Below are 26,743 nucleotides of genomic sequence, written 5' to 3'. Positions count from 1 at the left end.
CTTTGGTTCCCGTCATAATAAGCTGGACTGCACCGGATAGGCCGACCGTGGCAGTTGAGGTCTTTGCCTAAAATCGGCGACCAGACGAAGCCATTCCCGAGGCGAAGCATCCTCAATGGAATGTTCTACGCTCTCGATGCTCGATGCGTCCAGCATTACAGGGTCGGTCAGCCTGATCCAATAGCTTCCGGTGAGTTCGGCCGAGATATTGGCTTCGTAGTCACCAACTCCATCCGGCTGGATCCGCTGGATCAGGGCCGTCACCTGCGATGCCCCGACGGGCCCACGGTTAACACCGACATTCCTGAACGCTGCAGGGTCGAACCTGACGCCTTTGCTGAGCTTGAGCGGGGTCAGGCTCCGGCACATCAGCGCGTAATGGCGCTTCTTGTCGCCGGCACCTGTTTCGCCACGGCTGGTGATCAGCGCTTGAGGGGGGAGTTCCCGTTCGGCACCGTACATGTCGAGGTACCGACGCCAGACCAACAAACTCCGCGGCGACGCATCGACCGCTTTCGGACGGCCCTTCATGACCGAGAAGATGACCGGCACCGGGATGCCAAGCCTCGCATATGTCGACGTCGCTACTGCTGGAGCGTTGCCAACGCCCCAGAAGAATACGCCGTCGCCAGCACGACGTTCCAGTTCCTTGCGGGCCACGATGTCTTCAAGCTTCTGACCTCCCTCGGACTGCATGCGCGTCCAGCAGAGCAGCTCCGGTTCATGGTCAAGCGAAACATGATGCTTGGCCGCATATAACATCAGCATTTCCGATACATTTTCCCAGCTGCGTACAATCTGCCATCGCAAGCGGTCTGTCGCAAGAGAAAATCCTCGCGAAAGGTGCTACCGAACGGCCAAATTGCTAGTGGAGAACATGTGCAAATCCTGTTAATTGGCTTAGCGTGATTTATTCCCAGATTGTCCCATGAAGACAGGCCGACCACCCCTATGGAACCCGGTGGCCACGTTGAGCGAGACAACGTGGACGGAAGTCGTCCCCGTCACGAGCAAGTCGCGGGTGCAACTGCCCATCTCGGCAAGAGCCAGGTTGAATTGGGGTTCGCTAACCGAGCCGTTGGCACTCCTTGCGAAACTGGAGCCCGGCAATAGCGCTAAGCTGGAACCATGGGATCCGGCCGGCGTCGACGTGATGCGGGGGCTCGAATCACTGCTCGCGAGCGAAGGTGATGCTGATCGTGCGGAGCTGGCCTTGATCGCCATGGATCGCTATCTGAGGGTTTCGCTCGACCCAGACGGCAGGATATTGCTCCCTGCAAACTTGGCTCACCATATTGATGCCATTGGTCATGACGCCGTGCGCGTCATCGTCAGAGGAGGCGACCTGCAGCTTTGGTCCGAAATCGCGTGGCAGGCTAGTCGTTCGTCAAGGCTTCGAGCATTCGGCGATCGCCTACTGGGACTAGAAAGCTCCCGCTGAGCTGAGGATAAATCCTGGATTTCGTTTTTCCGCGTGCAAGAAGCAGCCGCGGACGTCCAACGACGCGAATGAGGGCGCGTTGCCGTTGCAGTACGGCCGCCACCTGAACGGCGGCTTCTCAGTCCCGCCGCCCAAAGGCGGGAGAGCAGGAATCCACCCCATGATGGTCGGGGTCGTATAGATCATCGCACGTCGAAGCGGTCATCCTCGGCCGCGCCGCCCGCACAGTGCCTACGTGAGGCCTATCATGATAGGCCGGCACGACCGTATAGCCGGAACACTAGGAGGAAAAGGCTTCCGGCGCCCGGGGTTCCGCCCAGATCAGATTGTCGAGAAGAACCGAGCTCCCTCGCGTGGGATATTTTGTGAGAAGCCGGTACGACGCGTCATCATCGTCTCGTAGCTGGAGTTTGCCGAAACGGGTTTGTGGTAACTTGCCTTCGCTAAAGCGCATGACGAGCTGATAGCCATTAGAGTCGGCGTAATGTTCACGCGCAGAGCAATACCATGCGACTTCTTCTACACCGGCATCCCGAAAAGCGGATGGTAAATCCATCGCTCTCGCTTGCTCGGGCCAGCGATCGTAAAATATCGCTAAGCCTTCCAGGCCGGCCCGGGAGTAGGAATCGTATCGCAGGACCAGGCGTAGGATCTGGTCCTGACTAAACATGTCGCCAAGGCGTTCGACGGTCGCAACGATCTGCGGGATTAGTTGCGACGTTTGCCACAAGCCAGGGTTCGATCCCAGGCCGACAAGAAGCTCTATGATCTTCTCCGCCGTGCGGAGCCGATTCGGAGCTTCGATATCGTCCAGCAGTGCAAGCACCCCCCTGAATAATTTGATCTGCTGACCGTCACTGGCGGCAACGTCAGCCAGCTCCCTTAGAGCGAGCACCACAGCCGACGCGTGTTTGCCTGCGACGATATCGATAAGTTCATAGTCCAGGCCAGTTTCGAGCGTTTGATGAAGCGGTATGTGGACAGTGATAGTTGCATTGTCGGGCGAAGACGCAAGGCGCTCTTCATGTTCCAGCGCCCAGGCCTGGAGCCAAAGCCACCAAGCAGAACGCGTCGTTACGTCCACATGCACAAGGATCACCGGCAACCGGAACTGCAGCGCGTAACTTAGGAATGATCGTTCGAGTACGACGTGGACCACCTGTCCGCGCACGTCGGCCGACTCGGTCGCCTTGACCTGTAGTTTTAACAGCTTGCCTGCGGGGCGCTGTCCGTCGCCTTCGGCGGGCGCGTATTCCGCTTCAAGGTCGACCCCGTAGTCGAGATCCTGCAACCTGCACATCCAATGGGGATGCGCATCCACCCGTTGACGAACCTGATTCTGGCCTTTGTCGCCTATTTTTTGCGAACGGGTTCGAGCTGGCACGGGGACCTTCAATCGTGTGAGTGTGTCTCATCACTGATAGCGACGAACATGCATGCCGACCAGACGTTTGCTTTCTATGCATAACCTGTATGTGAAAATGTCCTTTATCATTTACAGCCTGAGCTAAGTTGTATCGTCGTCTTGTCTTGCTGATCCTGATTTTTCGGCACGCAATCATCGCAGATGATGCCGAAACCCTGCTGCTCAATTAGATCGGAAGAATTGTAGCCGCAACGCCCGCCGCCTCAGTTCGAACGTCCGTTTTCGGACGAGGCCAAAGTCAGCCCGAACGTCCGGGATGGCGGCGCAAAGCCGACGTTTCTGATCGGCGGGCCAAAGGGCCGGATAGCGTAGCAATCGACAGACGACCGGCCTGCGGCAGACTGTGAATTTTGCGCTGCGGTACAAATTGACGTTTACGCAAACGTCAAAGATTGCTAGACACTCCTCAGTGACGGTTCCGGAGGGCGCGTCCCCGGAGCGGCAAAACCGTGTTTGGAGGATGAGGCATGCCGACTTACAAGGCGCCGGTTCAGGATACGCTTTTCGTTCTGAACGATGTGCTGGGCTACGAGCGTTACAGCAATCTTCCGGGTTTCTCGGACGCCACGACAGACGTTCTGGAAGCGATCCTTGCCGAGGGCGCCAAGCTCGCCGAGAACGTCATCCAGCCGACCAATCGCATCGGCGACATCGAAGGCTGCGTGCGCCACGCCGACGGCTCCGTCACCACGCCTGATATCTACAAGGACGCCTACCGCCAGTACCGCGAAGGCGGCTGGATGGGGCTGGCGGCGCCGGCCGAGTTCGGCGGGCAGGGCCTTCCCTACACCGTGCATTCGGCGGTCGGCGAATATCTCTCCTCCGCCAATATGGGCTTCATGATGTATGCCGGCCTCACCCAGGGCGCGGTCGCGGCGATCCTCGCCCACGGCACCGAGGAGCAGAAGTCGACCTGGCTTCCGAAGATGGTCGAGGGCGTCTGGACCGGAACCATGAACCTCACCGAGCCGCATTGCGGCACCGACCTCGGCCTGTTGCGGAGCAAAGCCGTGCCGAACGGTGACGGCTCCTACAGGATCTCCGGCCAGAAGATCTTCATCTCCGCCGGCGAGCACGACCTCTCCGAGAACATCGTGCATCTGGTGCTGGCCCGGATCGAGGGCGCGCCCGAGGGCGTCAAGGGCATCTCGCTCTTCATCGTGCCGAAATTCATGCTCGACGGCGGCGGCGCGCCCGATGCCCGCAACGCGGTCTCCTGCGGTTCGATCGAGGAGAAGATGGGCATCCACGGCAACTCGACCTGCGTCATGAACTATGACGAGGCGACCGGCTATCTGCTCGGCGAGGCCAATGGCGGCCTGAAGGCCATGTTCACCATGATGAACGAGGCGCGTCTCGGCGTCGGCCTGCAGGGCCTGTCGATCGCAGAGGTCGCCTATCAGAACGCAGTCGCTTATGCGAAGGAGCGGATCCAGGGCCGTTCGCTCTCCGGCCCCAAGGCGCCGGACAAGAAGGCCGATCCGATCATCGTGCATCCCGACGTGCGCCGCGCCCTGATGGCCATCAGGGCCTTCAACGAGGCCGGCCGCGCGCTGATCCTGTGGACGGCGATCAAGTCCGACGTCGCCCACCGCTCCGGCGACGAGAAGGAGCGCCAGGCGGCCGACGATCACATGGGCCTGATGACGCCGATCATCAAGGGCGTGCTCACAGACAAGGGCTTCGACCACGCCGTCATGGCGCAGCAGATCTTCGGCGGGCATGGCTACATCGAAGAGCACGGCATGAGCCAGTTCGTGCGCGATGCCCGCATCGCCATGATCTATGAGGGTGCCAACGGCATCCAGGCGCTCGATCTCGTCGGACGCAAGCTCGCCATGAATGGCGGCCGCGCGGTCCAGGCCTTCTTCAAGGAGGTCGGCGAGTTCTGCGAGGAGAACCGCGCCGACGAGAAGATGGCTCCCTTCACCAAGCAGTTGAAGAAGGGCCTCAACGACCTGCAGGCCGCGACCATGTGGCTGATGCAGAACGCCATGGCCAAGCCCGACAATGCCGGTGCCGCCTCGACCGACTACATGCATCTCTTCGGCCTGGTCGCGCTCGGCTATATGTGGGCGCAGATGGCGAAGTCGTCGCAGGCGAAGCTCGCCGAGGGCGCCAACGGCGCGTCATCCTTCTATGATAACAAGCTGGTGACCGCCCGTTTCTTCATGGAGCGCGTCATGCCGGAGACTTCCGCCCATCTCGCCCGCATCTCCAGCGGCGCGGACGCGATGATGGCGCTGCCGGCCGAGGCGTTCTGAACATTTGCGGTCCGGCAAGTCTGTTCAAGATTGAACGGGTTTGCTAAGGGTTATCGTCGACAGGGGAGTAGTACGTGGCCACCGATCCCGCATCCGTCCTGGAACTACCGAAGCCGCGCTGGGTGAGCGACGATGTCGCCATGCTCTACGACATGGCGGCGCGTTTCCTCACCGAGGAGATCGCCCCGAAATATGAGGAGTTCGAGAAGGCCGAGATCTTCGACCGCGCGAGCTGGCGCAAGGCCGGCGAGAACGGTCTGCTCTGCGCCTCCATGCCGGAGGAATATGGCGGCTCGGGCGGCACCTTCGCCCATGAGAGCGCCATCATCGAAGCGATCGGCCATGTCGGCGTCGACGGCTTCGGCATCGCGCTCCACAATTCCATCGTCGCGCCCTACATCCTCCATTACGGTTCGGAGGAGCAGAAGAAGAAATGGCTGCCGCGCATGGCCTCGGGCGAGCTGATCGGCGCCATCGCCATGACCGAGCCGGGTGCCGGCTCCGATCTCCAGGGCGTCAAGACCCGGGCCGAGCGGGATGGCAACCACTACCGCATCAACGGTTCCAAGACCTTTATCACCAACGGCCAGCTCGCCAATCTGATCATCGTCGTGACCAAGACCGACCCGGCCAAGGGCGCCAAGGGCACGTCGCTGATCGTGGTCGAGACCGACGAGGTGACGGGTTTCGAGCGCGGCCGCAACCTCGACAAGATCGGCCTGAAGTCGAACGACACCTCCGAACTGTTCTTCAACGACGTGCGCGTGCCGACATCGAACCTGCTCGGCCACGACGAGGGGCAGGGTTTCGTCCAGCTCATGCAGCAGCTGCCGCAGGAGCGCCTGCAGATCGGCACGACGGCGATCGCCATGGCCGAGCGGGCGCTGGCGCTGACCATCGATTACGTCAAGGAGCGCAAGGCTTTCGGCAAGGCGATCATCGACTTCCAGAACACCCAGTTCACGCTTGCCGAACTGAAGACCGAGACGACGATCGGGCGCGTCTTCTACAACAACTGCGTCGAGCGCCACATCAATGGCGGGCTCGATCCTGTCACCGCCTCGATGGCCAAATACTGGCTGTCGGAGCTGCAGGGCAAGGTCGTCGACCAGTGCCTGCAGCTGTTCGGCGGCTATGGCTACATGAACGAATATCCGATCGCCCGCATGTATCGCGATGCGCGCGTGCAGCGCATCTATGGCGGCACCAACGAGATCATGAAACTGCTGATCGGGCGCTCGCTCTGAGCAGGGCCCCCTGATCCGCAACCCAAGGAGACCAAAATGGCAGACGTATTTGTCTATGACGCCGTGCGCACGCCGCGCGGCCGCGGCAAGAAGGACGGCTCCCTCCACGAGGTGCCCGCGGTCCGCCTTGGCGCCAAGGTTCTCGAAGCCGTGCGCGACCGCAACGGTCTCGACACCGGCACGGTCGACGACATCATCTTCGGCTGCGTCGATCCCGTCGGCGAGGCCGGTTCGGTCATTCCGCGCGCTGCCTCTTTCGAAGCCGGCTACGACATGAAGGCGCCCGGCCTGCAGCTCTCGCGCTTCTGCGCCTCCGGTCTCGACGCCATCAATCTCGGCGCGGCCAAGATCGCGCAGGGCGCCGACGATATCGTCATCTCGGGCGGCGTGGAATCGATGTCGCGCGTCGGCATGGGCATGTCGGGCGGCGCCTGGTTCATGGATCCTTCCGTCGGCCTGCCCGCCTATTTCGTGCCGCAGGGCGTCTCGGCCGACCTGATCGCCACCAAATACGGCTTCTCGCGCGACGACGTCGACGCCTATGCCGTGGAGAGCCAGAAGCGTGCCGCAAAGGCATGGGAAAAGGGCTGGTTCAAGAATTCGGTCGTGCCGGTCAAGGACCAGAACGGCCTCACCATCCTCGACCATGACGAGCATATGCGTCCGACGACGGACATGCAGACGCTCGCCTCGCTCAACCCGTCCTTCACCATGCCGGGCGAAATGGGCGGCTTCTCCGCGGTCGCGATCCAGCGGCATCCGGAAGTGGAGGAGATCAACTACGTCCACCATGCCGGCAATTCGTCCGGCATCGTCGACGGCGCGGCGGCCGTGCTGCTCGGCTCCAAGAAGGGCGGCAAGTCGATGGGCCTGAAGCCCCGCGCCAGGATCCGCGCCTTCTCCAACATCGGCTCGGAACCGGCGATCATGCTCACCGGCCCCGTCGATGTGACGGAGAAGCTCCTGAAGCGCGCCAGGATGAAGCTCTCCGACATCGACCTGTTCGAGCTCAACGAGGCCTTTGCCTCGGTCGTGCTGCGCTACATGCAGGCCTTCGACATACCGCACGACCAGATCAACGTGAATGGCGGGGCGATCGCCATGGGCCACCCGCTCGGCGCCACCGGAGCGATGATCTTCGGCACCGTGCTCGACGAACTCGAGCGGCGCGACCTCAACACCGCGCTGGTGACGCTCTGTATCGGCGCAGGCATGGGCACCGCCACGATCATCGAACGCGTCTGATCGGAAGGACATGACAATGAGCTACAAGAATTTCACTGTCGACGTCGACGCCGACGGCATCGCGCTCGTCACCTGGGACATGCCCGGCAAGTCGATGAACGTCTTCGACGAGAGCGTCATCGAGGAACTGGAGGCGATCGTCGAAAAGGTCACGTCGGATGCCGCCATCAAGGGCGCGGTGATCACCTCGGGCAAGGAAAGCTATTCCGGCGGCGCGGATCTCTCCATGCTGCAGCGCATGCTGAAGCTCTTCGGTGAAGAGAAGGCGAAGAGCCCCGAGGCCGCGACCAAAATGCTCTTCGACAATGCCGGCCGCATGACCTGGCTGTTCCGCAAGATCGAGACCTCGGGCAAGCCCTGGGTCTCGGCGATCAACGGCACCTGCATGGGCGGCGCCTTCGAACTGTCGCTCGCCTGCCACGGTCGCGTCGCCGCCGACGGCGAGAAGGTCAGGATGGCCCTGCCGGAGATCAAGGTCGGCATCTTCCCGGGCGCCGGAGGCACCCAGCGGGTGTCGCGCCTGGCCAAGACCCAGGACGCGCTGACCATGCTCACCTCAGGCCAGAACCTGACGCCGCAGAAGGCCAAGTCCATGGGCCTGATCCACGAGATCGCGGAGCCCGCCAAGCTGATCGAGACCGCCAAGGCGATGATCAGGAACGGACTGAAGCCGGTGGCGCCGTGGGACGAGAAGGGCTTCAAGCTGCCCGATGGCCCGATCTATTCGGCTGCCGGCGCCAATCTATGGCCGCCCGCGATCGCCATCCTGCGCCGCGAGACCTATGGCAACTACCCGGCCGCCAGCGCCATCCTGAAATGCGTCTATGAAGGCCTCTTGGTGCCGTTCGACACGGCTCTGCGCATCGAGCAGCGCTATTTCACTGAGATCCTGCAGACCCGCGAAGCGGCGGCGATGATCCATTCGCTGTTCATCTCGCTGCAGGAGCTCAACAAGGGCGCCCGCCGCCCGCAGGGCGTCGCCGAGACGAAGTTCAAGAAGATCGGCGTGCTCGGCGCCGGCTTCATGGGCGCCGGCATCGCCTATGTGACGGCCAAGGCCGGCATCCCGGTGGTGCTGCTCGACCGCGACATGGAAGCGGCCGGGAAGGGCAAGGCCCATTCCGACAACCTGATTTCGGACCAGGTCAAGAAGGGCAGGGCCAAGCCCGAGGAGAAGGACAGGCTGCTGTCGCTGATCACGCCGACGGCCGACTATGCCGATCTCGACGGCTGCGATCTCGTCATCGAGGCGGTGTTCGAGGATTCCGAGATCAAGAAGGCGGTCACCGGGAAGGCCGAGGCTGTGCTGAAACCCTCCGCGACCTTCGCCTCCAATACCTCGACGATCCCGATCACCGGGCTCGCGAAGAATTCGGTCCGGCCGAAGAACTTCATCGGCATCCACTTCTTCTCGCCGGTCGACAGGATGATGCTGGTCGAGATCATCCTGGGCAAGAAGACCGGCGACAAGGCGCTCGCCGTGGCGATCGACTATGTCCGGGCGATCAAGAAGACCCCGATCGTGGTCAACGACACGCGCGGCTTCTACGTCAACCGCTGCGTGCTGCGCTACATGTCGGAAGCCTATCAGATGCTGATCGAGGGCGTGCCCGCGGCGATGATCGAGAACGCCGCCAAGATGGCCGGCATGCCGGTCGGCCCGCTGGCGCTGACCGACGAGACCGCGATCGACCTTGCCCAGAAGATCATGAAGCAGACGATCCGCGACCTCGGCGAGAAGGCGGTCGACGCCGACCAGATGGCGCTGATCAACACCATGGTCGACAAGCATGGCCGTTTCGGCCGCAAGAACGGCAAGGGCTTCTACGATTATCCGGCCAAGCCGGCGAAGAAGAAGCTGTGGCCGGGCCTCAAGGACCTCTATAAGCAGCAGGATCCCGAGAAGGTCGATATCGAGGAACTGAAGCAGCGCCTGCTCTTCACCATCGCGCTCGAAGCGGTGCGCGTCATGGAGGAGGGCATCGTCACGGATCCGCGGGAGGCCGATGTCGGCTCGATCCTGGCCTTCGGCTTCGCGCCCTATACGGGCGGGGCGCTGTCCTATGTAGACGGCATCGGGGCGAAGAAATTCGTCAAGCGGGCCAGGGAACTGCAGAAGCGTTACGGCGCGCAGTTCAAGGCGCCCAAGCTGCTGGTCGACATGGCCGAGAAGGGCGAGACCTTCTACGAGCGCTTCGATCCCTATGCCGGGGCGGAAGCCAAGAAGGCGGCCTGAGGCGTGATACCAACGGTCGATCTTACCGACCGTTGGAGCGCGCGACGGCGCGCCGCGCCTGCAGAGCGCCGCGCGTCCACTTGGACGCGCAAAGGACCCTCTGCCACTATTGATTACCGCATCGTGCTTTCCGAAAATCGAATACGATTTTCGGGCCGATGCGGTAGCGCGGAAGCCAAGCGGCCCGGATGGGCCGCGCCGGCGTTTGAGGTCGCGTGGATGCGTTGGCATCCACGCCACTGGATGTGTCAACATCCAGTGCTGTTGGGTTAGAGACAGCGGCCATGTATGTCTGGGGCCGCCTGCTGAAGGTCGTGGCGACGGCGCGTCGCCGCGGCCCTTATCTGCCCGGCGGCGAGAGCCGCCTGGCGTTCCGTTGCCTGCCGACGGACATCGATCCCAACATGCACCTCAACAACGCCCGCTATCTGATGATGGCGGATCTCGGGCGCATGGACATCTTCATCCGCTCCGGGCTGATGAAGCTCTATCGCACGCGCAACTGGGTGCCGATGATGGGCGGCGTGCAGAGCGTCTTCGTGCGCGAGATCCGGCTGTGGCGGCGCTTCGAGGTCGTCTCCTCCATCGAGACCTGGGACGGCACCGAGGTGATCGGCCGCCACCGCTTCATCCTCGAGAACGGCGAGACGGCCGCGGCGGTGATGACGACCGCTGGCATCTACGACATGAACACGAAGAAGTTCCGTGAGATCGACGAGGTCGTCGCCGCGCTCGGCGTCACGCGCTCGCCGCGCGCGCCCACCGAAGCCGAGCGCATCTTCATGGCCTCCCATGCCGGCCTGCGCAGGCTTGCGAAGGCGGGCGGGTGAGCAGTCCCTCGTGCCAGGATCGGAAACGTCGAGACGGGCTACCCCTGCCATGAAAGTAGGGCGGAAAGCTTTTTGATTTCAGTCGGATACGGCTTGGCCAGATACCCCTCTCTGTCCTGCCGGACATCTCCCCCACAAGGGGGGAGACTGGCTGTCATCGATGATGGCACTCGTCTTGCGACGTTGACGATTGGCGAAATCCAAGCGGCCGGCCGGTCTCCCCCCTTGTGGGGGAGATATCAGGTGGACAGAGAGGGGTACGAAGACACGCGGTACTTTCATCCAGGATGGCGTCCGGCGCCGGGCGGTGTGTCTCATCCGACCTCGCTCCGCGGGGTCGGATGAGGTGTGCCTTGGCGGCAACATTTCCCGGCATCCGCTGACCCTCGGCGCCCCCCGTTCAAGCCATTTTGAGTTTCCGGTCTGATCTTGTCTGGACAAGTCCGGCGGCCGACATTACAACGGCAAAGGTATTTTTTCCTGTCTTCACGGGGAGCAGCACCATGCTCTCGCATGATCGTGTCTGGGCGGCCATCGATGCGCTGGCTGCGCGTTACTCGCTCTCGGCATCCGGATTGGCCAAACGCGCCGGCCTGGATTCGACGGCTTTCAACAAGTCGAAGCGACTGTCCTCCGACGGACGCCCGCGCTGGCCCTCGACGGAGTCGCTCGCCAAGATCATCGAGGCCACCAATTCCTCGCTCGACGAGTTTTTCGAACTGATCGAAGGCAAGGCGTTTCCATGGAAGGAGAGCCGCCGGGGTTCCACCGTTCCGCTCATCGGTTTCGCGCAGGCGGGAGCCGGCGGCTACTTCGACGATGCCGGCTTTCCGGCCGGCGAGGGCTGGGACCTCGTCGAACTGCCGGCGCGCGCCGCCGAAGGTTCCTATGCGCTCCAGGTGCAGGGCGATTCCATGCTGCCGCTCTACCGCAACGGCGACGTGCTGATCGTCCAGCCGGGCGCCGTGCTGCGCCGGGGTGACCGCGTCGTGGTCAAGACCACCGAGGGCGAGGTGATGGCCAAGCTCCTGGAACGGCAGACGCCGAAGGGGATCGACCTCGTCTCGCTCAACCCCGCCCATCCGAACCGCCAGATCCCGAGCGAGGCCATCGAATGGGTGGCCCGGATCGTCTGGGCGAGCCAGTAGCGGGCCGATGCGGGCAGAATTGGCCATCGCCGCTCTGGTGATGATCGGCGGTGCCGCCGTCGTGATGAAGATCGGTGGAGAGAGGCTCGCGCGGGAGGCGGCCGTGTCGACCCCTGCCATCGAGCGTGTCGCAGCGCCGTCGGGCGCGAGCAAGGACCCGGGCCCGGGAACCCGTCGCTCGGAGCCCTCCAGGCCCTTCGTTCAGTCTCCAGATGCCGCAAGTCCTGCCGCCGCGAGCGACGCTGCGCCGTATGAGCGGGTCGAGCCGCGTGCGCCGCTGTCGCAGCTCAGTCTCGCCTTACCGCCAAAGCCGCCTGTCGACGAAGACGGCGGCACGATCCTCTACCGGCCGGTCGCAACCGGCTCGGCGCGCTTCGAAGCGATGGGGCGTGTCGTCGATGTGGCTGGAACTGAAAGCGTCGACCTGCGGGAACGCTGCACCTTCGAGGGCGCCGAATGGCCCTGCGGCGTCCGCGCGCGAACGGCATTCCGCTATTTCATCCGCGGCCGTGCCATCAGTTGCGACGTGCCGCCGGAGGCCGGCTCGGATATCGTCGCCGGCTGCCGCATCGGCGCGCAGGACGTCGGCGCCTGGCTCGTCAGCAATGGCTGGGCGCGTGCCGCGCCCGGCGGCCCCTATGCCGAGGCCGAGAAGCAAGCGCGCGAAGCCCGCCGCGGCATCTTCGGCCCGCCGCCGAAGACGGAGGAATAGGGCAGGGGCGGTGGTTACCCGAGCGTCTTGCCAGACCCCTCATCCGACAGTATCGGCGAGCGCGCGGTGCGCTGCAGACCCCTCATCCGACCTCGCCCTTTGGGGCGAGGCCACCTTCTCCCCCAAGGGGAGAAGGTCGGGGCCTGGCTTGGCCGGCTCTGCAAATCACCAGCGTTGAAGATTGGCCGAAGCGCTGCTGCAGCGCCTTCCCTTCTCTCTTGTGGGAGAAGGTGGCCTCGCCCACGGGCCTTGCCTCCGGCAAGCCCGAGGACAGGCTCCGCGCGGTCGGATGAGGGGTAACCCGCCTCTACGCCGCCAGTTCCCCCGCCAGCGCCTTGCCGATCAGCGCGCGCGTCTCGGCGACGCCGTAGAGCGCCGCGAAGGATCCGAAGCGCGGCCCGCGCTCCTGTCCGATCAGCACCTGGTAGATCATCTGGAAGAAGGCGACCGAGACGCCGGGCCCGCCTTCGGGGCTCTTCTTGGCATGGTCCTGGTAGCGTTCGATCCGGCGTGCCACATTCAGCGCGGCGTTCTGGATCGCTTCGCCGCCGGCGTCGGCCGGCAGTTCGCCCAGCGCCTCGGCGAGCCGGGCGAGCGCGTCGCGCTCCACCGCGTCGGGCTGGCGATAGACCTTCGACGGCTTCACGAAATCGTCGAAATAGCGGATCGCGTAATCCGTCAGCCGGTCGAGCTCCGGATGCGTCTGCGGCGTCACGCCGGGCGCATAACGCGAGATGAAGCCCCACAGCACGCTTTTGTTCTGGGCGTTCGAGGCGCTCACCAGATTGAGCAGCAGCGCGAAAGGCACCGGCAGGTCGATCGCCGGCGGCTCGCCATTGTGCATGTGCCAGACCGGATTGCCGAGCCGCTCCTTCCAGTCCTGGCGCGGATAGGCCGAGAGGAACGCATAATACTCGTCGACGGCGCGCGGGATCACGTCGAAGTAGAGCTTCTTCGCCACCTTCGGCTTCTGGTACATATAGAGCCCGAGGCTCTCGGTGGGGGCGTAGGTCAACCACTCGTCGATGGTGATGCCGTTGCCCTTGGACTTCGAGATCTTCTCGCCCTTCTCGTCGAGGAAGAGTTCGTAGTTGAAGCCCTCGGGCGGTGTGCCGCCGAGGATGCGGCAGATCTTGCCGCTGGTCTTCACATTGTCGATATGGTCCTTGCCCGACATCTCGTAGTCGACGCCGAGCACGGCCCAGCGCAGCGCCCAGTCGGGCTTCCATTGCGCCTTGCAGCCGCCTGATTTGACCGAGGTCTCCCAGCGCTTGCCCGTTGCCGGATCGGTCCACACGACGGTCGCGCGGTCGGGATGCACCTCCTCGATCGGCACCTGCATGACGACGCCGGTCTCGGGGTGGATCGGCAGGATCGGCGCATAGGTCTTGCGGCGCTCCTCGCGAAGCGTCGGCAGCATGACCTCCATGACCTTGTCGTAGCTTTCCAGCATCCGTACGAGCCCGTCGTCGAAGCGGCCGGATGTGTAGTAGTCCAGCGCCGAGGCGAACTCGTATTCGAAGCCGAATGTGTCGAGGAAACGCCGCAGCATCGCATTGTTGTGATGGCCGAAGCTCTCATACTCGCCGAACGGGTCGGGCACGCGCGTCAGCGGCTTGCCGAGATGTTCCAGCAGCATTTCGCGGTTGGGCACGTTCTCCGGCACCTTGCGCATGCCGTCGACGTCGTCGGAGAAGCACAGCAGCTTTGTCGCGACCTTGTCCTCGGTCAGCACGTGAAAGGCGTGCCTCACCATGGTGGTGCGCGCCACCTCGCCGAAGGTGCCGATATGCGGCAGGCCGGACGGGCCGTAGCCTGTCTCGAACAGCACGGTCGCGGGGAAGCCGGTCTTCTTGTAGCGCTCGATGATTTTCCGCGCTTCCTCGAAGGGCCATGCCTTGCTGTCCGCAGCGGCGGCGAGGATGTCGGAATTGAGTTCGATCGTCATTGATCGCGCCATATCGTGCTTCCCAGGGGTTCGCGCCGCTGTCTTCGCCGGATCCGGCAGGACGTCCGCGGGCCAAGGCATTGCTCTATTCGCCGCGCTCCGCAGCGTCAACGCTCGGCAGCTTTTTTCCTTGCGGCGGCCGGCTCCCGTTTCTACCTTGCTGCCGATCACCGCATCGGCCCGAAATTCGAAATCGACTGTCGGAGCGCACGATGCGTCATCTGAAAATGCAGAGCGCCGAGCGTCCAAGTGGTCGCGCGGCGTTTTGAAGGCGAGAGAAAACCACATGCCCGCACCGACCGCCCAAGAGGCGTTGATCTACCTGATGGTGATCACATCAGCCGCAGACCGCGACATGACCGATGTCGAACTGGCCCGGATCGGCGACGTCGTCCGCACTTGGCCGGTGTTCCAGGATTTCGACGAGCAGAAGCTGATCAGGGTCGCACAGGACTGCCAGAAGCTGCTGCATGAGGAAAAAGGTCTGGACGGCGTGCTGGAACTCGCCGGCAAGGTCATTCCGCCACGCCTTTACGACACCGCCTATGCCGCCGCCGTGGAGGTCGCCGCGGTCGACCTGGAGATGCGGATCGAGGAACTGAGGGTGATCCAGAGGCTTCGCCAGCATCTCGGTCTCGATGCCGCCACCACGCAGGCGATCGAACGTGTCACCAAGGTGCGCCACCGTATGCTGACCTGAGCGGGCGGGCGCGATGGGCGCCGTCGCCGGCTATGAAGCGATCGTCCGTTCCGGCGTCTTCCTGGTGGTCTTCATCGCCATGGCGGCCTTCGAACTGTGGTCGCCGCGGCTCGAGCGCAAGGAAATGTCCGGTGCGTTGAAGTCGCGCCGCTGGTTCACCAACCTCGCCATGGTCGTGCTGTCTTCGGCGGTCCTGCGGATCGTCTTTCCCGCGGCCGCCGTCGGCGCGGCCGCCTGGGCCGAGGCGCGGGGCTGGGGCCTGTTGCGCGCCGCCGGCCTCGGCGACCTGCCCGCCGGCGTCATCGCCTTCGTGGCGCTCGATTTCGCCGTGTGGCTCGAACATGTGGTGAGCCACAAGGTTCCCGTCCTGTGGCGCATCCACCGCGTTCACCATGCCGATCCCGGTTTCGACGTGACCACCGGCCTGCGCTTCCATCCCCTGGAGATCCTCCTGTCCATGGTCTGGAAGGCGGCGGTGGTGATCGCGCTCGGCGCGCCTGTGCTTTCGGTGCTGGTCTTCGAGGTCGTGCTCAACGGCGCGGCGATGTTCAACCATTCCAACGTGAGGCTCCGCCCCGGCGCGGACCGTTTCCTGCGCCGTTTCGTCGTCACCCCCGACATGCACCGGGTGCATCATTCGAGCGACCCGGCCGAGACCGACACCAACTACGGCTTCAACTTCCCCTTCTGGGACCGGCTGTTCGGCACCTATCTCGCCGCGCCGAAACGCGGCCACGAGGCGATCGACATCGGCCTCTTGGAATATCGCGGCGCGGCTCCGACCAGGCTCGGCTGGACGCTCCTGTTGCCGTTCCGCTTCGGCGTCCGCCGCAAGCGTTCGGCTTGAGCTGTTGTTCGCGGCGCGAACCTCGGATGCGTTGCGGTTGGCCAAAGCATGCCTCCCGAAGGCCAAAGCATGTCTCCCGAAGAACCGGGCGGCCTGCACCAGAAGCCATTGGACCGAGGACCTTTTTCGACCCTTATGGTTCCCTTCACCGGCCTGGCCGCGAACGGCGTCTGTAGAAGCCGGCCGACGCCGGATTTGCCCGCGCAGGACGTTACCAGGCGGCTGATTTCATCCCCTGGCCGTTGCCACATTGGATCGGAGCTCGAAAGCGAGCCCCGATCCATCAGCATAGGAGCGCAGCACGGGTGTACTCTCGCCCACGATCTTCTCCACCACGCGTTTGCGTTCCCGATCGCTCATTTCGTTGCCGGCAGCGCTCATGCCGACCAGCGCCATCGTGTTCAATCGGAGGAGGGGCGCGCCGTCATCGAAGCGTATGGTGCGCGATATCGTCCTTGAGCGGACGTCGTGGAAGCCGGCGTCGCGGAGCAGCGCCTCGAGCGGCGCTGCGTCTCCAAAGCTGTGCCGGCGATCCGCGATGGCGCCCAGATGGCGCTCCGCGACATAGCGCAACTCCCGAAAGAACGGTATTTCGTCGTCGGGGCGCCATGTGGCCACCGCCAGCCTGCCGCCCTTTGCCAGCGCCCTCCGCATCTCGCGCGCCGCCGCGGATCTGTCAGGGAAAAACTGCAGCCCTTGCTGGCAGACGACAACCTCGAACTCCTCTCCGTCTTGGAGAGGCAGGGCGCTCGCGTCACCTTCGCGCCAGTCGATGCGGGGGGCCACGAGGCGCGCGACGGCAAGCATGTCCGGCCTGATGTCGACGCCGACGACATATCCGGCGGCACCGAGCCGCTCCCTTGCTACGCGTGCGACGATTCCCGTTCCGCAAGCGTTGTCGAGGAGACGATCGTCCGGAGACAATTCCACCATTTCCAGGGTCGTCTCTACCCACGGTCGGAAGAGAGGACCTACGAGCCAGCGCTCATACATCTCCGGGAAAGTTGCCTGGTTCATCACGTAGCTCGGGAGGCCCATGGCTGCCCTTCATCGAGTTGCCACCCGCTTGATCCGCCGGAACGACAATGCCGTTCTTTGCATCATGCGGCTTTGCCGCATGCATGGGCCCACCGAGCCGCCTTCAATGGGAAGCATAGCAGAGGTCTTGGAGCTAAGAAATCTGACGCAAAAAGGCTTCCGTGCGTCCTGTTCGCTTATTTCGGACTAGCCACCATCCTGCCGTTCTGGTCGAGATGTGACCAGACGGGTGGATACTTGCGCCGGCGCGCATCTTCGGCACGCAGCTGTGCCGCAGGCAACGCGTCGATTTGAACGGCTTCCTGCGATAGCGACAGACTCGGCGCACCTGACTGCAATCGGCAATGCCGACCGGCGTACAATATGGATGACGCTCCGAGAAAGATTCTTCGTGGCGATGGTCCGACAAGCTGCGTACGGCCCGTCGGGAAGCTCCCTTCAGCCGTTCCCGTCCGCGATCATGTCGATCAGCGCCCGGACTGCGTGGGCGTAGCCGCGAGGCCCGAGCCCCGCCAGGACCGCGGTCGCCACCTTCGAAACCAGCGAATGGTGGTAGATCTCCTCGCGCCGGTGGATGTTCGAGATGTGATACTCCACGATCGGGCCCGGGAACATCTTCAGGGAATCGAGCAGCGGGATCGAGCGGAAGCTGAGGCCGGCCGGATTGATGAGGATGCCCGCCCCGTCGTCGATCGCCTCGTGCACCCAGTCGACGAGCTGGTGTTCCGCGTTCGACTGGTGGAAACGCACGGGGAATTCGCCGGCGGCCTGCCGGCAGATCGCCTCGATCTCGGCAAGGGTGGTGCTGCCGTAGATCTCGGGCTCCCGCTTGCCCAGGCGATTGAGGTTCGGTCCGTTGAGGATGAAGATCGGCTTCCTGGCCATGGCATTTCTCCCTGGATCATCCCTGATAGCCGAGCAGGCGCGGCAGCCACAGCACGGCATCGGGCACGAAGGTTATGAAGGCGAGCGCGCCGCCCATCGCGAAGAGGAAGGGGAGCACGTCGCGCACCAGGTCGCGCAGCGGCACTTCGGCGATGCGTGTCATGACGAACAGCAGCAGCCCGTATGGCGGCGTTATCAGGCCGAGCATGATGTTGACGACCACCATCACGCCGAAATGCACCATGTCGATGCCGAGCGCCTGCGCCGTGGGGATGAGCACCGGCACGATCACAAGCAGGATCGTCGTGCCCTCCAGGATGCAGCCGAGAACCAGCAGGATCACATTCACCAGGACCAGGAAGGCAAGGGGGGACAGGTCCCGGGCTTGCAGGATCAGCGACAGGGTCTGGGGAATGTTCTCGATCGTGACGACAAAGTTGAACACCAGCGCACCGGCGATCAGCATGCCGATCGACGCGGAGGTCCGCGCGCTCGAAAGGACCGAGCGATAGAAGTCGGCGAAGGAGACGCTGCGGTAGAGCACGACCGAGATCACCAGTGCGTAGCAGGCCGCCACGGCAGCCGCCTCGGTGGGCGTGGTCGCTCCGGAATAGATGCCGCCGAGCAGCACCACCGGCATCATCAGCGAGGGAAATGCGCGCCAGGTGATCCGGGGGAGTTCTCCGAGCGGCGTCGGCTTCTCGACGGGAAAGTTCCTGCGCCTGGCGTCCACGACGACGATCAGCATCTGCGCAAGCGCCATCAGCAGGCCCGGCACGACGCCGCCGAGAAAGAGATAGCCGATCGATGCATCCGAAACGAGGGCATAGAGGACCATCGGGATGGAGGGCGGGATGATCGGCCCGATCACGGCGGTGGCCGCGGTCAGGGCCGCGGCGTAGCTCGCCGGATATTTGCCGTCCTTCGTCATCATCTGCTGCATCATCTTGCCGGTGCCGGCCGCGTCGGCGATCGCCGAGCCCGACATGCCGGCAAAGATGACGCTCTGGAGTATGTTCACATGCGCCAGTCCGCCCCTGAAGCGCCCGACGATCGCGTTGCAGAAAGCCATCAGGCGATCGGTCATGGACCCGATGTTCATCAGCTCCGCGGCGAGGATGAAGAGCGGCACGGCCAGGATGATGTAGTTGGTGTACATCCCGTTGAGGATCTGTTCGGCGGCCGTTCCCATGTCCAGCCCGGCCAGCATCAGGTAGAGGATCGAGCCCGCGATCATCGCATGCCCGATCGGCAGCCCGAGAAAGGCAAGCGCGGTGATGGCGACGACCGACAAGGAGAACGGACTGGCGAGGTTCATACGCCCGAACCCGCCTTCGCCGGATCGAATTCATCCGGCGCGCTGCCGAAGAGCGACTGCCATGCCAGCCACAGATAGCGGACGATGACGGCCATGACGAAGACCAGGTAGATCGAGAACAGCCAGTCGAATCTTATGTCCAGATAGGCGGTGCGCTCCACTTTCATGAAGGTCACATAATCGACCACCGCCGGAAACGAGATGCCGTAGAGAGCGACGAGCGCCGCGGCCGAAACCAGGAACATCGCGCGCCGGGCAGTTGGGCCTGCCGCCGCGTATATGAGGTCGAACCGTATCTCCTCCTCCTCGCGCACGACGAAGGCGGCGCCGAACAGGACGATCCAGATCCACAGGATGACGCTGATCTCGTTGGTCCAGCCGACAGGCAGGTTCAGCAGATAGCGGAAGACGATCTGCAGAAGGAACGCGGCGAACATCGCGACCAGCATTGCGGCCAGGACGTTCTCGGCGCGCGCGTAGAGCCATGAGCCAAGGCTCGCAAGTCTCATTTCCAGTTTGACCTCCCTGGGGAAGCGGCGTTCCGCCTCCATGGCTTATCCGGCTGGTCGCGCGCATGACACCTCGCAGCCTGCCGACCGGATCCGGATCGGGACCAGGCGTCAGAGCCTGGTCCCGATCCAGGGCGTCACAACGCGTTGATCTTGTCTACCATGCCTTCCGGCCAGTCCTTGGCCAGGTCGGAAGCCAGGTATTTCTCCTGTACATGCTTGCGGAACGCCGCGACGTCGGGCTCGTAGATCTTCAGCCCCTTGCCCTTGAAGGTCTCGACCAGTTCCTTCTCGCGGGCGAGATGCTTCTGCGTCGAAAAGTCGATCGCGGCGTCGGCGGCGGCCTGGAACTTCGCCTGCTTCTCGGCGCCCATTTCGTCCCAGACCTTTTTGGACACGGTGAGCAGGTCGAAGCCGACGAGATGCGATGTCAGCACGATCTGCGACATGACCTCGTAGAACTTCATGTTCTCGACATTCGGCAAGGGATTGTCCTGCCCGTCGATCGCGCCGGTCTGCAGGCCGGTATAGACTTCGGCATAGGCCATCGGCGTCGGGTTGGCCCCGAGCGCCTCGCCGAGGAACTGCCAGGCGTCGCCCCCTGGCATCCGCAGCTTGACGCCGGCCATGTCGGCAGGGGTCTTGATCTCCTTTTCGGGCTTGAGGCCGACCTGGCGCACGCCGAAATAGGTCGGCCCCAGAACGACGACGCCAAGCTGGTCCTCCGCCATCTTCTTCAATTCGGTGCCGGCCTCGCTGTTGAAGAAAGCCCTGACATGTGCCGCATCGCGGAAGAGATAGCCGGCCGTCACGATCGACCAGGCCGGTATCTGCTTCGAGATATCCTGCGGCGCGATGTTGCCCATCTCGAGATTGCCGCGCTGCAGCGCGACAAGTTCGGTGCCCTGCTTGAACAGGTTGCCGCCATAATAGCCTTCGAAGGCGAAGTCGTCCCCGATGGCATCGGCGAACATCTTCATCATCTCGGCGCGGATATCCTGTTCGGAGAAGACCGCCGAGAAGCGCAGCTTCGTTTTGTCCTGGGCAAGCGCAGGCATCGCTGTCGCCATGGCGACAGCTGCGGTGGCCGCCAGAAACCGGCGGCGGTTCAGATCGAGTGTCATGTCGTTTCCTCCCGTTGATGGTGTTTAGGCAGTCGAAAGAGCTCTGATGCGTTCGGCCAGTCGAGCCGTCAGGCCTTGCCGGCCCGCATGCACCGGAGCGGAGCTTCTCCGGGTCGATCGCGTCGATGCGATGCCCGCCGCCGCCTTCATGCCGCCGCCCCGAAATGATCGGCCATGGCGCCCATGTCGGCCGCGCGGCCGGTGAAGAGCTCGAACGCTCGCGCTGCCTGCCCGACCGCCATTCCGGTCCCGGGCAGTGTTCGGCAGCCGATCGCGCGTGCCCTGCGCAGCAATTCGGTCTCCTGCGGGAAATAGATCACGTCCGCGACCCATTGCCCGGCGTGCAGAAATTCCGGGGGGAACGGCGTGCCTGGATGTCTGGCCATGCCGACCGGCGTGGTGTTGACGAGGCCGTCGGCCGAAAGCACTGCGGTGCGCGCATCCTGCGCGACGGCGAATGCCGCCCTGCCGCCGCCCAGGCGTCGCACGAGTTCGTCCGCCCTGATATCGTCGCTGTCGACGATGGCGATCTCCCGCGCGCCGAGTTCGACCAGCGCGGTCGCGACGGCCGAACCCGCGCCGCCCGCGCCGAACACCGCTACCCGTCCCAGGGGGACATCGGCCATCTGGCGGCGAAAACTCTCCGCAAAGCCCCAGCAATCGGTGTTGTGGCCCACCCGCATCTGGCCGAACACCACGGTGTTGACCGCGCCGATGGCGCCGGCTTCCGGCGCGACGTCGTCGAGCAGCGGCAGCACCGCTTGCTTGAAGGGATAGGTGACGTTCACGCCGCGGAAACCGAGCCGCGCCGCGGCATCGAGAACCCCGGCCAGATCGCCGTCGTCAAGCCGCAGCGCATCGAAATCGATCAGGACATAGGCGCAGCTGAGCCCGAGCCGCGCCGCCTCGCTTTCGTGCATGACGGGCGAACGCGAGAGCTGGATGCCGCGGCCGACGAGCCCGACCAGCACGTCGGGGCGGCCCGTGCCTGCGATCGCATGGCGATGCACCAGCGCTTCGAGTGATCGCCCGATCGTCACCCTGTCCGACATGCCTCCTCCCTGGAGCGCCGTCGATGCGACGGCTTGTTTTCGTTCGGCCCGACCCGGTAAATGAAAATGACCGTTGCGAAACTATGTACGAACTGGTTAGTTTGTCAATGCCGCCTGGCGGCGAAAGAGGATTGCATGTCTCAGCCCAAGCCGGTCCGGAAGGATCGAGAGCCGCCGAAGCGCCCGCAGAACCCCGATGTCACGCGGCGCGACATCCTGGACACGGCGTTGCGCGAATTTGCGATGAACGGCCTGTCGGGGGCGCGCGTCGACGAGATCGCCGCGCGCACGAAGTCGTCCAAGCGCATGATCTATTACTATTTCGGAGACAAGGAAGGGCTCTATTTGCAGGCGCTCGAGAATGCCTATCGCACGGTGCGCGAGGGCGAGGACGAGCTTGATACCGAGGGTCTGCCGCCGCGCGACGCGCTCAGGCGGCTGGTCGAATTCACCTTCGACCACCATCACGCGCATGAGGATTTCATCCGCATGGTGATGATCGAGAACATCCATCACGGCCAATATATCGATCGTTCCGACGTCATACGCGGCCTCAACGTGACCGCCATCGACCACATCGCCTCGATCTACCGCCGGGGCGTGGAGGAAGGCGTTTTCCGCGCCGGTCTCGACCCGGTCGAGCTGCACTGGCAGGTGAGTGCGCTCTGTTTCTTCAACGTCTCCAACCGCGCCACCTTCTCCAGGATCTTCGGGCGCGATTTCGGCGAGCCGAAGGCCTTGGCGAGACTGCGCGACAACGCCGTGGAAATGGTCCTGCGTTTCGTCGCCGCGGATCCCGCATGACCGGCACCGGAACGGCCGGGCACGGACCGAAGATGCGACGGTATCCAGAAAAGACATGCTAAAGCAATGGCTTAAGGTGTTCTGTGTGAATCCTTCCACGATACACCACAGAGCGGTGGCGGGTGATCAGGGGGCGACATCTCCCCCTTCGTCATCCACGGGCGAGCGCACGCAGCGAAGCGGAGAGCGCGATGACCCGTGGATCCATGCCGTGACAGCTCCGGAGACCGCCGTCGGTCGAGGAAGAGGGATGACTGCCCGATCCACCGCCCGGACCCGCACAGAAGCAGTCGTCCGCGATCTCACGGAATGGATTCTCGGGTCACCTGCGGCTCGCTGCGCTCGCCTCCGGGCCCGAGAATGACGAGGATGGGGCGGCGGTATAGGCTTCCTCCGGCCAGCCGGCATATCGTGGCGCCCTTGGCCACCCGACGCCTGGATCAAAAAAGTGCGCAGCGGTTTTGCGTCCCCGAAACAGCGCCGTCCTATCGTCGTCATTCTCGGGCCCGAGCCTACGCGAAGCGTGGGCGAGGTGACCCGAGAATCCATGCCGTGAAATCGCGGACGACTGTTTCGGTGCAGTGCCGGCTTAGGCAGGTGGATAGGGAAGCCGTCCTCTTCCTCGACCGTCTCCGACCTTCGGATCGATCACGGCATGGGGAGGATTTCGCTGCCCGTGGGCCGGAGCGGATGCAACTGGCCGCGCCTAATAGAAGCTGACCGGGAAGTAGCGCAGGTAGAGTTCGGCGAAGGTGCCCTTGGTGGCGATCTGCTGCAGGGCATAGTCGAGCGCCGCGGTGAGTTCGGCATTGCCGTGCTCGGTGGCGACGGCGAGGCCGTTGCCGAGATATTCGGTCGAAAGATAGGGCCCGCCGGAAAAGCGGCAGCAGCCGGCGGAATCGGTGCCGGCCAGCCAGAAGGCGAGGCGCATGCCGTCGCCGAAGACGCCGGCGAGCTTGCCGTCCTTCAGATCCCCGAGCATCCATTCCTGCCTGGAATAGGTCACGGCTTTCGTGTCGGGGAAATAGCTGCGCAGCATGCGTTCGTGGGACGAGCCCGCCATCACCCCGATCCGCTGGCCCGGCAGCTTGTCGAACAGCGGCTCCGTGAGAGATTTCGCCCGCGGCGTGACGAAGCGGGCGGGGAACTTCAGATAGGGGCGCGAAAAGTCGTAGCGTGCCCGGTTCTCGGCCGTGACGGCGAGGCCGGCGATGATCGCCTCGCCCTGTTTCTCCTGCATCGCCTTGTCGAGCTCGCCCCAGGGCAGGGCCTGGATCTGGCACTTCGGCATGATCTCCAACTCGGCGCAGATGGCGCGGGCGAGGTCGACATGGAAACCGCTCAGCCGCCCGCTGCCGTCCAGATGGTTGAAGGGCGGAAAATCGATCGTGGTGAGGAAGCGCAGCCGCGGCAGCTTGGTGAGGTCGGGCTTGGGCAGCCTCTCCTTGATGTCCCAGAAGAGCGGGATCGCCGGCTCGGCCGCGTGCGCCGCAACCGCGGCTGGGGCCGTGAGCGACAGCAGGAGCGCGAGCGCCTTCGCGGCATTGCGGATCGATGTCATATCGGACGCTCAGGCAGCCGCGTTTCTCAGGAAGTCGGGGCCTTCGCCGATGATCTTCGGGTCGGCCTTGCCGATCCCGGCCATGTCGCGGCCGTCATAGGGCGTCGATTGCAGAATGCGCCGGATGACGGCGAGGCGGGCACGGCGCTTGTCGTTCGACCGCACGATCACCCAGGGCGCAAGGGCGCTGTGGGTCCGCTTGAACATCAGTTCGTGCACCCTGGTGTAGTCGTCCCACTTGGTCATGCCGGCGACGTCCATCGGCGAGAACTTCCAGTTCCGCAGCGGGCTGTGGCGCCGGTCGTGGAAGCGCTTCAGCTGCATCTCCTGGCCGATGCTCAGCCAGAACTTGAAGAAATGGATACCGTCCCGGCAGATCTGCCTTTCGAAATGCGGCGTTTCCTCGAGAAAGCGCTCGTGCTGTTCGGGCGTGCAGAAGCCCATCACCGGCTCGACGCCGGCCCGGTTGTACCAGGACCGGTCGAAGGTCACGAACTCGCCTGATGTGGGAAACTGGGCGACGTAACGCTGGTAGTACCATTGCCCGCGCTCGGTATCGCTTGGCTTGGTCAGGGCGACGTTGCGCGCGTTTCGCGGGTTCATGTTCTCGCGCGTGGCGTTGATGGCGCCGCCCTTGCCGGCGGCATCGCGGCCTTCGAACAGCGCCAGCACCCGCGCTCCTGATTTCTGCATCCACGCCTGCAGCTTCACCAGTTCGATCTGGAGGCGTTCCAGCGTGGCTTCGTATTCTTCCTCGTCCAGCCTGTCGTCATAGGGGTAGCCGCCCGAGGTCAGCGCGTTCTTCCTGACCCAGTCCGGCAGCTTGGGGTCGTCGATGTCGAACTCCCGCTCCACGCCGCCGACCTTGATCCTGACGACCGGCGTGCCGCCCGCATCCGCCGTGGCGCCTTCGCTTTTCATGGTGCCGGGTCCTTTCTCTCGCCGCGCGCCATGCTATTTGGAGGCCGCGGCGCGGTCCAGCCGGCCGGCCGTTATTTCCCACGCCCGGTCATTTCCCTCGCCCGGTCGCGGACCGAACCGGAAGATCTGGATTTCGACATGACCGAGACGAGCGAACTGCAGGAGACGAGGGCGGCGCGGTTCCGGCGCAGGCTTTTCGCGTCCCGCTGGCCTTTGGCCGCCTCGACGGCCGCGATTGCTGCGGTTGCGGCCAGTCCGTCCTGGACGCTGGCGGCATGCGCTGTGGCGGCGGTCGTCTGCGTCGTGGCATTCGCGCCGCGTGGGCCCGCGGCCGTGCGCAACGCCGGCAAGGCACTGTCGTCGCGTGAGGGGAGGGCGCTCGCCAGGATCGCCGCCGAGGACGTGGCTGCGGCAGTGCCCGATCCGCTTGTCGTCTTCAACGCCAGCGGCGCGCTGGTCCACGCCAACCAGGCTGCGGAGGCGGCCTTCGGGCCGCTTGCATCAGGCATTTCCCTGCAGCTCAAGTTCCGCGCGCCGGAAATGCAGGCACTGGTCGAGAAGATCGCTTCCGGGCGCGCGTCGTCGGGCGTCGTCGACTATGCCGAGCGGGTGCCGGTGGAACGCGTCTTCCGCGTGGTGGCGACGTCGATCGGCAATGGCGAGCGGCTTTTCGCGCTGGTTTTCAAGGATCAGTCCGAGGTGCGCCGGATCGACCGCATGCGGGCCGATTTCATCGCCAATGCCAGTCACGAACTCAGGACGCCGCTGGCCTCCATCGCCGGCTTCGTGGAGACGCTGCGCGGCCCGGCGCGCAACGACCCCGCCGCCCGCGATCATTTCCTGCAGATCATGCAGAACCAGACCTCGCGCATGGCGCGGCTGATCGACGACCTCCTTTCCCTCTCGCGGCTCGAGATGAAGCCCTTTCTGAGTCCGGGCGCCAGGCTCGACGTCAGGCAGATACTGCAGAGCGTGATCGACTCCCTGGCGCCGCTGGCGGCCGATTCCGGCGTCCTGATCGAGAAGCACGTGTCCGAAGCGGTGATCGAGGTCGCGGGCGACCGCGACGAGTTGTTCCAGGTGTTCGAGAACCTGCTGGAGAACGCCATCAAATATGGCCAGTCGGGCGGCAAGGTGGTCGTGTCGATCGACGAGACCGCGCAAGCCGGCAGGCGCGAGGTCGAGGTCACGTTCCGCGACTTCGGTCCCGGCATTCCCGAAGAGCATATTCCGCGCGTCACCGAGCGCTTTTATCGTGTCGATGTGGAGACCAGCCGGGCGCAGAAGGGCACCGGCCTGGGGCTGGCCATCGTCAAGCACATATTGACCCGCCACAACGCCCGCCTGTCGATCCGCTCCAAAGTCGGCGAGGGTGCCGCCTTCACCGCGCATTTTCCTGCCCCGTGACTTGCATTTCCTCGCCCGTTCGATTTTGTCGGCTAACGAATGCGCGGTTTCTTTTTTCCGTCATCCCTGTAGCCTACCTA

At 64.0% G+C, this 26,743-nt stretch carries 23 protein-coding genes; 12 read left to right on the top strand and 11 right to left on the bottom strand.

Features of this window, described 5'->3' with window-relative positions; all coding sequences use genetic code 11:
- Nucleotides 1-12 precede the first annotated feature (12 nt).
- Complete coding sequence (locus JN280_RS35735) at nucleotides 13-762, bottom strand: hypothetical protein (RefSeq protein ID WP_202308907.1); 750 nt, start codon at nucleotides 760-762, stop codon at nucleotides 13-15.
- Between the two features lie 208 nt (nucleotides 763-970).
- Between JN280_RS35735 and JN280_RS35730 the strand changes: the two genes are divergently transcribed.
- The gene (locus tag JN280_RS35730) at nucleotides 971-1,441 is read left to right on the top strand and encodes a hypothetical protein (RefSeq protein ID WP_202308906.1); all 471 of its coding nucleotides are present in this window, start codon (nucleotides 971-973) and stop codon (nucleotides 1,439-1,441) included.
- A 280-nt stretch (nucleotides 1,442-1,721) separates the two neighbouring features.
- On the opposite strand, the gene JN280_RS35725 is transcribed toward JN280_RS35730, so the two are convergent.
- Nucleotides 1,722-2,825 carry a DUF4365 domain-containing protein gene (locus JN280_RS35725; RefSeq protein ID WP_202308905.1) on the bottom strand — a complete coding sequence of 368 codons (1,104 nt, stop codon included), beginning with the start codon at nucleotides 2,823-2,825 and terminating at the stop codon, nucleotides 1,722-1,724.
- Between the two features lie 509 nt (nucleotides 2,826-3,334).
- On the opposite strand from JN280_RS35725, the gene JN280_RS35720 reads away from it, so the two are divergent.
- From JN280_RS35720 to JN280_RS35690, 7 genes are all read left to right on the top strand, one after another.
- Complete coding sequence (locus JN280_RS35720; protein ID WP_202308904.1) at nucleotides 3,335-5,131, top strand: acyl-CoA dehydrogenase; 1,797 nt, start codon at nucleotides 3,335-3,337, stop codon at nucleotides 5,129-5,131.
- A 74-nt stretch (nucleotides 5,132-5,205) separates the two neighbouring features.
- Nucleotides 5,206-6,378 (top strand): acyl-CoA dehydrogenase family protein, encoded by a 1,173-nt coding sequence (locus JN280_RS35715; protein ID WP_202308903.1) that lies wholly within the window; start codon nucleotides 5,206-5,208, stop codon nucleotides 6,376-6,378.
- 36 nt (nucleotides 6,379-6,414) lie between these two features.
- A complete protein-coding gene (locus JN280_RS35710) occupies nucleotides 6,415-7,623 on the top strand; it encodes an acetyl-CoA C-acetyltransferase (RefSeq protein ID WP_202308902.1) in 1,209 nt (402 codons plus the stop codon).
- A gap of 16 nt (nucleotides 7,624-7,639) precedes the next feature.
- Nucleotides 7,640-9,859, top strand: coding sequence for a 3-hydroxyacyl-CoA dehydrogenase NAD-binding domain-containing protein (locus tag JN280_RS35705; RefSeq protein WP_202308901.1), 2,220 nt, complete (start codon nucleotides 7,640-7,642; stop codon nucleotides 9,857-9,859).
- Nucleotides 9,860-10,143: 284 nt separating this feature from the next.
- A complete protein-coding gene (locus JN280_RS35700; protein ID WP_202308900.1) occupies nucleotides 10,144-10,689 on the top strand; it encodes a thioesterase family protein in 546 nt (181 codons plus the stop codon).
- A 503-nt stretch (nucleotides 10,690-11,192) separates the two neighbouring features.
- Nucleotides 11,193-11,837 carry a S24 family peptidase gene (locus JN280_RS35695; protein WP_202308899.1) on the top strand — a complete coding sequence of 215 codons (645 nt, stop codon included), beginning with the start codon at nucleotides 11,193-11,195 and terminating at the stop codon, nucleotides 11,835-11,837.
- A gap of 7 nt (nucleotides 11,838-11,844) precedes the next feature.
- Complete coding sequence (locus JN280_RS35690) at nucleotides 11,845-12,549, top strand: thermonuclease family protein (RefSeq protein WP_202308898.1); 705 nt, start codon at nucleotides 11,845-11,847, stop codon at nucleotides 12,547-12,549.
- 307 nt (nucleotides 12,550-12,856) lie between these two features.
- Here JN280_RS35690 and JN280_RS35685 read toward each other — a convergent pair whose 3' ends face one another.
- On the bottom strand, nucleotides 12,857-14,509 hold the full coding sequence (locus JN280_RS35685) for a lysine--tRNA ligase (protein ID WP_202308897.1): 1,653 nt from the start codon (nucleotides 14,507-14,509) through the stop codon (nucleotides 12,857-12,859).
- 274 nt (nucleotides 14,510-14,783) lie between these two features.
- Between JN280_RS35685 and JN280_RS35680 the strand changes: the two genes are divergently transcribed.
- Complete coding sequence (locus tag JN280_RS35680; RefSeq protein WP_202308896.1) at nucleotides 14,784-15,197, top strand: tellurite resistance TerB family protein; 414 nt, start codon at nucleotides 14,784-14,786, stop codon at nucleotides 15,195-15,197.
- Between the two features lie 13 nt (nucleotides 15,198-15,210).
- Nucleotides 15,211-16,044, top strand: coding sequence for a sterol desaturase family protein (locus tag JN280_RS35675; RefSeq protein ID WP_202308895.1), 834 nt, complete (start codon nucleotides 15,211-15,213; stop codon nucleotides 16,042-16,044).
- Between the two features lie 228 nt (nucleotides 16,045-16,272).
- On the opposite strand, the gene JN280_RS35670 is transcribed toward JN280_RS35675, so the two are convergent.
- From JN280_RS35670 to JN280_RS35645, 6 genes are all read right to left on the bottom strand, one after another.
- A complete protein-coding gene (locus JN280_RS35670; RefSeq protein WP_202308894.1) occupies nucleotides 16,273-17,082 on the bottom strand; it encodes a class I SAM-dependent methyltransferase in 810 nt (269 codons plus the stop codon).
- A 438-nt stretch (nucleotides 17,083-17,520) separates the two neighbouring features.
- Nucleotides 17,521-17,967, bottom strand: coding sequence for a type II 3-dehydroquinate dehydratase (locus JN280_RS35665; protein WP_202308893.1), 447 nt, complete (start codon nucleotides 17,965-17,967; stop codon nucleotides 17,521-17,523).
- 16 nt (nucleotides 17,968-17,983) lie between these two features.
- A complete protein-coding gene (locus tag JN280_RS35660; protein WP_202308892.1) occupies nucleotides 17,984-19,285 on the bottom strand; it encodes a TRAP transporter large permease in 1,302 nt (433 codons plus the stop codon).
- Nucleotides 19,282-19,794 carry a TRAP transporter small permease gene (locus JN280_RS35655; protein WP_202308891.1) on the bottom strand — a complete coding sequence of 171 codons (513 nt, stop codon included), beginning with the start codon at nucleotides 19,792-19,794 and terminating at the stop codon, nucleotides 19,282-19,284. Before JN280_RS35655 ends, JN280_RS35660 begins: the two co-directional genes overlap by 4 nt.
- A 137-nt stretch (nucleotides 19,795-19,931) precedes the next feature.
- A complete protein-coding gene (gene dctP, locus JN280_RS35650; protein ID WP_202308890.1) occupies nucleotides 19,932-20,918 on the bottom strand; it encodes a TRAP transporter substrate-binding protein DctP in 987 nt (328 codons plus the stop codon).
- A 146-nt stretch (nucleotides 20,919-21,064) separates the two neighbouring features.
- Nucleotides 21,065-21,970, bottom strand: a complete 906-nt coding sequence (locus JN280_RS35645; RefSeq protein ID WP_202308889.1) for a shikimate dehydrogenase — start codon at nucleotides 21,968-21,970, stop codon at nucleotides 21,065-21,067.
- 135 nt (nucleotides 21,971-22,105) lie between these two features.
- Between JN280_RS35645 and JN280_RS35640 the strand changes: the two genes are divergently transcribed.
- Nucleotides 22,106-22,774: a TetR/AcrR family transcriptional regulator gene (locus JN280_RS35640; RefSeq protein WP_202308888.1), complete on the top strand. Its 669-nt coding sequence runs from the start codon at nucleotides 22,106-22,108 to the stop codon at nucleotides 22,772-22,774.
- Nucleotides 22,775-23,480: 706 nt separating this feature from the next.
- Here the strand turns inward: JN280_RS35640 and JN280_RS35635 are convergent.
- Both JN280_RS35635 and ppk2 read right to left on the bottom strand, forming a co-directional pair.
- Nucleotides 23,481-24,335 carry a transporter substrate-binding domain-containing protein gene (locus tag JN280_RS35635; RefSeq protein WP_202308887.1) on the bottom strand — a complete coding sequence of 285 codons (855 nt, stop codon included), beginning with the start codon at nucleotides 24,333-24,335 and terminating at the stop codon, nucleotides 23,481-23,483.
- Between the two features lie 9 nt (nucleotides 24,336-24,344).
- Nucleotides 24,345-25,256 (bottom strand): polyphosphate kinase 2, encoded by a 912-nt coding sequence (ppk2, locus tag JN280_RS35630; RefSeq protein ID WP_202308886.1) that lies wholly within the window; start codon nucleotides 25,254-25,256, stop codon nucleotides 24,345-24,347.
- Nucleotides 25,257-25,394: 138 nt separating this feature from the next.
- Here ppk2 and JN280_RS35625 point away from each other — a divergent pair, with 138 nt between their 5' ends.
- Nucleotides 25,395-26,663 carry an ATP-binding protein gene (locus JN280_RS35625; RefSeq protein ID WP_202308885.1) on the top strand — a complete coding sequence of 423 codons (1,269 nt, stop codon included), beginning with the start codon at nucleotides 25,395-25,397 and terminating at the stop codon, nucleotides 26,661-26,663.
- Nucleotides 26,664-26,743 lie beyond the last annotated feature (80 nt).

The organism is Mesorhizobium sp. L-8-10 (assembly GCF_016756635.1).
GTDB lineage: Bacteria > Pseudomonadota > Alphaproteobacteria > Rhizobiales > Rhizobiaceae.
This window is presented reverse-complemented; position numbering and strand designations above follow the sequence as displayed.

Excerpts from the sequence above, each read along its gene's own strand:
- JN280_RS35690 (WP_202308898.1), top strand. The coding sequence starts at position 11,845 with ATGCGGGCAGAATTGGCCATCGCCGCTCTGGTGATGATCGGCGGTGCC.
- JN280_RS35655 (WP_202308891.1), bottom strand. The coding sequence starts at position 19,794 with ATGAGACTTGCGAGCCTTGGCTCATGGCTCTACGCGCGCGCCGAGAAC.
- JN280_RS35645 (WP_202308889.1), bottom strand. The coding sequence starts at position 21,970 with ATGTCGGACAGGGTGACGATCGGGCGATCACTCGAAGCGCTGGTGCAT.
- JN280_RS35720 (WP_202308904.1), top strand. The coding sequence starts at position 3,335 with ATGCCGACTTACAAGGCGCCGGTTCAGGATACGCTTTTCGTTCTGAAC.
- dctP (WP_202308890.1), bottom strand. The coding sequence starts at position 20,918 with ATGACACTCGATCTGAACCGCCGCCGGTTTCTGGCGGCCACCGCAGCT.
- JN280_RS35710 (WP_202308902.1), top strand. The coding sequence starts at position 6,415 with ATGGCAGACGTATTTGTCTATGACGCCGTGCGCACGCCGCGCGGCCGC.
- JN280_RS35665 (WP_202308893.1), bottom strand. The coding sequence starts at position 17,967 with ATGGCCAGGAAGCCGATCTTCATCCTCAACGGACCGAACCTCAATCGC.
- JN280_RS35625 (WP_202308885.1), top strand. The coding sequence starts at position 25,395 with ATGACCGAGACGAGCGAACTGCAGGAGACGAGGGCGGCGCGGTTCCGG.
- JN280_RS35695 (WP_202308899.1), top strand. The coding sequence starts at position 11,193 with ATGCTCTCGCATGATCGTGTCTGGGCGGCCATCGATGCGCTGGCTGCG.
- JN280_RS35670 (WP_202308894.1), bottom strand. The coding sequence starts at position 17,082 with ATGGGCCTCCCGAGCTACGTGATGAACCAGGCAACTTTCCCGGAGATG.
- JN280_RS35685 (WP_202308897.1), bottom strand. The coding sequence starts at position 14,509 with ATGGCGCGATCAATGACGATCGAACTCAATTCCGACATCCTCGCCGCC.
- JN280_RS35735 (WP_202308907.1), bottom strand. The coding sequence starts at position 762 with ATGTTATATGCGGCCAAGCATCATGTTTCGCTTGACCATGAACCGGAG.
- JN280_RS35705 (WP_202308901.1), top strand. The coding sequence starts at position 7,640 with ATGAGCTACAAGAATTTCACTGTCGACGTCGACGCCGACGGCATCGCG.
- JN280_RS35640 (WP_202308888.1), top strand. The coding sequence starts at position 22,106 with ATGTCTCAGCCCAAGCCGGTCCGGAAGGATCGAGAGCCGCCGAAGCGC.
- JN280_RS35680 (WP_202308896.1), top strand. The coding sequence starts at position 14,784 with ATGCCCGCACCGACCGCCCAAGAGGCGTTGATCTACCTGATGGTGATC.
- JN280_RS35660 (WP_202308892.1), bottom strand. The coding sequence starts at position 19,285 with ATGAACCTCGCCAGTCCGTTCTCCTTGTCGGTCGTCGCCATCACCGCG.
- JN280_RS35675 (WP_202308895.1), top strand. The coding sequence starts at position 15,211 with ATGGGCGCCGTCGCCGGCTATGAAGCGATCGTCCGTTCCGGCGTCTTC.
- JN280_RS35635 (WP_202308887.1), bottom strand. The coding sequence starts at position 24,335 with ATGACATCGATCCGCAATGCCGCGAAGGCGCTCGCGCTCCTGCTGTCG.
- ppk2 (WP_202308886.1), bottom strand. The coding sequence starts at position 25,256 with ATGAAAAGCGAAGGCGCCACGGCGGATGCGGGCGGCACGCCGGTCGTC.
- JN280_RS35700 (WP_202308900.1), top strand. The coding sequence starts at position 10,144 with ATGTATGTCTGGGGCCGCCTGCTGAAGGTCGTGGCGACGGCGCGTCGC.